We start from the raw sequence: 4719 nt of genomic DNA, 5'->3' as shown, positions 1-4719 counted from the left end.
CCCCTGCCCCCTGCCCCCTGAAAAGGAAACCCGATGAGCACGAACCTGCCTTCGCAGGTGGGCGACGCCGATCCGATCATCCAGGACCCGCGCCGACGGCGTGGGAGCTGCGCCAGCCGGCGCCCCTGCTCGACGTCCGGCTCTTTCGCCAGCGCGGTCGTCGCGGCACGCGTCGGCAGCCGACAGACGATGGCCTCCGGCATCTTCCTCAGCGGCGCCGGCCTTGCTCTGATGACGGTACGCGTCTCCGTCGACGGCGGATACCTCTCGGTGCTGCCCGGCATGCTCGCCATGGGGCTGGGTATGGGCCTGTCGATGACCCCGTCCACCGAGGCCATCACCAGCGCGCTGCCACGCAGGCACCAAGGCGTCGCGTCCGCGCTCAACGACGTGACCCGCGAGTTGGGCACCGCACTCGGCGTCGCCCTGCTCGGCGCGGTGCTGTCGGCCGGCTACCGCGACGCCATCGACGCCAAGCTCGACGCGGTCCCCGCCGGGGCCGCTGAAGCCGCCCGGGGCGGCGTCGCCAACGCCCTCGAAGCCGCCGACACAGCCGGGCCCCAGGCGCACCAGCTCGTCCGCGCCGCCCGAGAATCCTTTGTCGACGGTTGGCAGGAGGCGATGTGGGCAGGCACCATCGTCATGGTGGTCCTGTTCGTCTACGTCCTCGCCCGGGGCCCCAACGCAGCGCAACGCCGGCGCTCGAAACCGCGGTGACCGACGACACCGCTACCCCGGATCACAGCCGACGCGATCTGACGTCACGGGAGGTGACGAGGGGCCGCTCGTTGGCGTCCGGTCGTGCCGATGTTCTGACATCCGCCCGGATGCGCCTGGGGATCAGCCGTTGCCGCAGACGAGGTTGGCGGCGGTCAGCGACAGATGCTGTTCGAGCAGCGCCGCCGCCGTGTCCGCGTCCCTGGCCAGCGTCGCCTCCTCCAGTTGGCGATGTTCGCCGATGTAGTCACGGTCGGGAGCGCGATCCGCCGCCCAGTGCCGGACCAGTTCGCTGGCGAGCCATAGCCGGTCGAACGTCTCCAGCAGCACCGCGTTCGCGCAGCCGTCCAGCAGTGCGCGGTGGAAGTCGCGGTGTGCGCGTGACCACTGCGGGCTGACGCGCCGGCCGTCGCCCGCCTCGTGTGCGGGTGTGCGAGCCAGCCGGTGATGAGCGGCCCGCACGCGTGCCTCCCAGTCCAGGTCGCCGCGTGCGATCGCCAGCCGCAGCGTGGCCGGCTCGATCGTGCGTCGCGCCTCGGTCAGGTCCTGCCAGCGCTGGTCGGACCGGGTGGGTACCGCGAAGCCGCGGTTGGTGAGCCGGTCGGCGAGCCCGTCTCCGACCAGGCGCACCAGCGCCTCCCGTACCACCGCGAGGCTCACGCCGTGCGCTCCGGCCAGTTCTTGCGGCTTGAGCGGCTCACCGGGCGCGAAGTCGCCGCGCAGGATCGCCTCCCGCAACTCGGTGTAGATCCGCTCGGTGAGCATCTGCTTCGCCTCAGCCACGACAAGCATCGTAGACCATGAGACATATAATCGATTTTCAGTGCTACAGTCGATTGCGTCAGCTCGTCTGGGAAGGATCACCTGTCATGAACGACCCGTTCGCCCGCCTACCCGAGGCGGCAACCTTCACGGTCACCAGCACGACCGTCACCGACGACACCATGCTCGGCGTCGCGCAGATGTCCGGGATCTTCGGCGTGCCCGGCGGCAAGGACGTCTCGCCGCAACTGTCCTGGACCGGCGCCCCCGAGGACACCAAGAGCTACGCCGTCACCGTCTACGACCCGGACGCCCCCACCGGCTCCGGCTTCTGGCACTGGGCCGTGGCCGACATCCCCGCCACCGCCACCGGCCTCCCCGAGGGGGCGGGCGACGACTCCGGCACCGGCCTTCCCGACGGAGCGTTTCAGCTGCCCAACGACGCCCGCCTCGCCCGCTTCATCGGCGCCGCCCCGCCCGCCGGTCACGGGCCTCACCGGTACGTGATCGCCGTCCACGCACTCGACGTCGAGTCCATCGGCGTGGCGGCGGACGCCACCCCGGCGGTCCTCGGTTTCACGATCGCCAGCCACATCCTGGCCCGCGCCGTCCTGACCGCCACCGCCGAAATCCCGGCCTGACCCGCCAGATGGCGGTAGAGGACCGCAGAGCAGGTCCGGACGCCATCGAGGTGAACCGTCCGGATCTGCTCTGCGAGTCAGTGGGACCTTTTCATCGTGACCATCCCGGTCACGATGGGTGTGACGAACCCGGAGATCGATGAGGGCGAGGGCCCGAGGTAAGGCAGCCACGCGGCAGCCTCGAAGGCCCACTCGAGCACGCTCGCCAACCCAGCGTGGAGTGGCTACGCGCCGCCTCAACGACCCACGAGCCCACGACGTCCACCTCGAAGGCCCCGTCTCGCCTGTCCTGGACGGGCGCAAGCCGCCCGTCCAGGACAGGCGCCGCTCAGGAGGCGGTGCACACCGGGGTCAGGCCGGTGGCGGCCCCGGTGCCCTGGAAGCCGAACTCGGTGTACTGGCCGGCGTTCACCGAGCCGTTGTAGCTGACGTTGCTGAACTGCACGGTGCCACTGGTGCCGCTGCGGTTGGCGTTCCAGACGTTGGTCACCGTGGTCCCGGGCGGCAGGGTGAGCTGGACGCTCCACCTGTTGATCGGCGACGTGCCGGCGGTGACCCGCACGGTGGCGACGAAGCCACCGGTCCACGAGTTCAGCGAGACCGTGGCCGAGCAGCCGGTAGTCGGGGTCGGCGGCGTGGTCGGCGGGGCGGACGTCACCGGCGGGGTCGTCGGCGGCAGAGTGGTCGGGCCGACCGGTGGCGTCGTCGGCGGGGTGGAGTTACGGCCCTTGTTCAGCTCATCGAGGACCGCGTGGTAGGCGGCCTTCTTCTGGTAGCTCCCGTTGCCGCCGGTGAACAGCAGGCCCCGCTCGGAGGAGCGCCACGACTCGCTGTCGGAAATGCCCCAAACGGTGATGCCGGTGCACTTCGTGACGTTCAGGCAGGCCCGGACGACCTTGCGGTAGTTCTCCGCCTGACCCGCGCCGATGTCGTTGTTGCTCAGGTCGTCGTCGATGTCCACCTCGGAGAGGTGCACCTCGACGCCGAGGTCGGCGAAGCGCTGGATGTTGGCCTGCAGGTCGTTGGTGATGATGCTGTTCGGGTTGTCGTTGAAGTGCCCCTGGAACCCGACGCAGTCGATGTACTGCCGGTAGTTGCGGACGATGTCGTACAGCGCGTTGGCCTTGCGGTTCTGGGTACCGCCCTGGACCGTCAGGCCCTCGACGTCGTAGTCGTTGATGCAGAGCTTGGTGGTCAGCCCGCCGGCCTGCACGACCTGCTTGGCCCGGATGAACGAGTCCCGGATGACGTCGGTGTCGCCGGCGTCGAAGAAGTCGCCGTCGCCGTTCGCGTCCCGGTTCATGGTGTGCGGCCACTGGGTCCGGCGCCGGCCGGTGTTGTTGTCCTCCAGCGCCTCGTTGACGACGTCCCAGTAGGCGATCCTGCTGCCCCAGCGGTTAATGGCGTTGCCGATGAAGGTGTTCAGCGTCGCCTGGCTGGCACCCTGCAGCGCACCGGCCTGCGAGTGCCACACCAACGTGTGACCCCGGACCAGCATGTTGTTGCTCTGGGCGTGGTTGACCAGGGTGTCCGCGCCGCTGGTGTTCTGCAGCCCACCGCTCGACGTGGCGATCCTGTCCGGCTTCATGTCGTTCTCGGGAGTCAGTTGGTTGAATTCCTGACCGACGATCGGGTGGAGCCGGTTCGGCGAGGCGGCGACGCCGAAGAACAGCCCGGCCTTGGCGGCCGCAGCCCGCAGCGTGGTCTCGGCGGCGGCGGCCGGGTCGATGGACTGGACCGTCACAGCGCCGCTCACCAGCAACAACACCGCCGTCGGCAAAGCTGTTCTAGTAACTTTCTTACGCTGCCTCAGGCTGCTGTTCACGGGCCCTCCTTGACACAAGACGCCAATGATCGATGTTCATGCATGTCTTCCAAAGGGTCAGTATCGATACCGCCCGGCCACATTGTCAATAATTTCCGGAAACATTTCGGAAACCTCCAAGAGGTCGAGGAACCGGCGGAAGCACGTTCGCGCAGGTGGGGAGAGCAGCGCGACCAGGCCGCCGGACTCAGGCAAGGGGGTGACGCTCGATCGTGCCGATCGTCGGCGCCCCAGGCACCGAAACATTCGAAGTGTGGCTTCCGCGGTATGTCGCCCGTGGATGACCCGTCGGTCGAGGTCGACGCCACACCAGCGCTGGCCCCTGGAATGAGGTATCCGGCTGGTGGTGGTGTGAACGCCGCGGCCCGCACCCGGCAGGAGGCTGACCGGCAGCAGGCCGCGGCCCTGTTCGAGCAGTCGAGGCCGAGCGCGCAGATCGGCGCGCAGTCGCGGGTCTCCGACAAGTCGGTACGCGAGTGGCGACGGACGAATCCGAAGCACCGTTCGAGGGTCGTATCACCGTGACATCCCCGGCGTTGTTCCTGGGCCGTGACGTCCTGTCGCGCCCGGCCGCAACCGCATGACCGGAGCAATCGCCGGCGGGGCCGCCTGGCGGGTCGGCCCCGCCGGTCAGTGCGACAGCGCCTGGCTCGGTGGCAGGCGCGCCGCCCGTCCCGCCGGATACAACCCCGCCACCATCCCCACCAGCATCGTGGCGGCGACCCCACCCGCCAGGGCCCACAGCGGGACCACCGGCGACCACGACCGGTACCC

5 protein-coding genes are annotated in these 4719 nt (G+C 69.3%); 3 read left to right on the top strand and 2 right to left on the bottom strand.

The genetic code is table 11. The annotated features are described in order from the left end of the window. Nucleotides 1-33: 33 nt before the first annotated feature. On the top strand, nucleotides 34-717 hold the full coding sequence (locus tag E1258_RS30035; RefSeq protein WP_243715785.1) for a hypothetical protein: 684 nt from the start codon (nucleotides 34-36) through the stop codon (nucleotides 715-717). Between the two features lie 123 nt (nucleotides 718-840). Here E1258_RS30035 and E1258_RS30030 read toward each other — a convergent pair whose 3' ends face one another. Next, nucleotides 841-1500, bottom strand: a complete 660-nt coding sequence (locus E1258_RS30030) for a GntR family transcriptional regulator (RefSeq protein WP_243715784.1) — start codon at nucleotides 1498-1500, stop codon at nucleotides 841-843. 86 nt (nucleotides 1501-1586) lie between these two features. On the opposite strand from E1258_RS30030, the gene E1258_RS30025 reads away from it, so the two are divergent. Further along, complete coding sequence (locus E1258_RS30025) at nucleotides 1587-2120, top strand: YbhB/YbcL family Raf kinase inhibitor-like protein (RefSeq protein WP_132407037.1); 534 nt, start codon at nucleotides 1587-1589, stop codon at nucleotides 2118-2120. Nucleotides 2121-2448: 328 nt separating this feature from the next. Here the strand turns inward: E1258_RS30025 and E1258_RS30020 are convergent, their stop codons facing one another. Next, nucleotides 2449-3876 carry an endo-1,4-beta-xylanase gene (locus E1258_RS30020; RefSeq protein ID WP_243715783.1) on the bottom strand — a complete coding sequence of 476 codons (1428 nt, stop codon included), beginning with the start codon at nucleotides 3874-3876 and terminating at the stop codon, nucleotides 2449-2451. A 649-nt stretch (nucleotides 3877-4525) separates the two neighbouring features. Here E1258_RS30020 and E1258_RS36050 point away from each other — a divergent pair. After that, the coding region (locus E1258_RS36050) for a hypothetical protein (protein ID WP_207919813.1) at nucleotides 4526-4719 on the top strand (194 nt) is incomplete at its 3' end.

This window comes from Micromonospora sp. KC207 (genome assembly GCF_004348615.1).
Taxonomy (GTDB): domain Bacteria; phylum Actinomycetota; class Actinomycetes; order Mycobacteriales; family Micromonosporaceae; genus Micromonospora.
The sequence above is the reverse complement of the archived record's forward strand: the minus strand, read 5'-3'. Positions and strand labels throughout refer to the sequence as shown.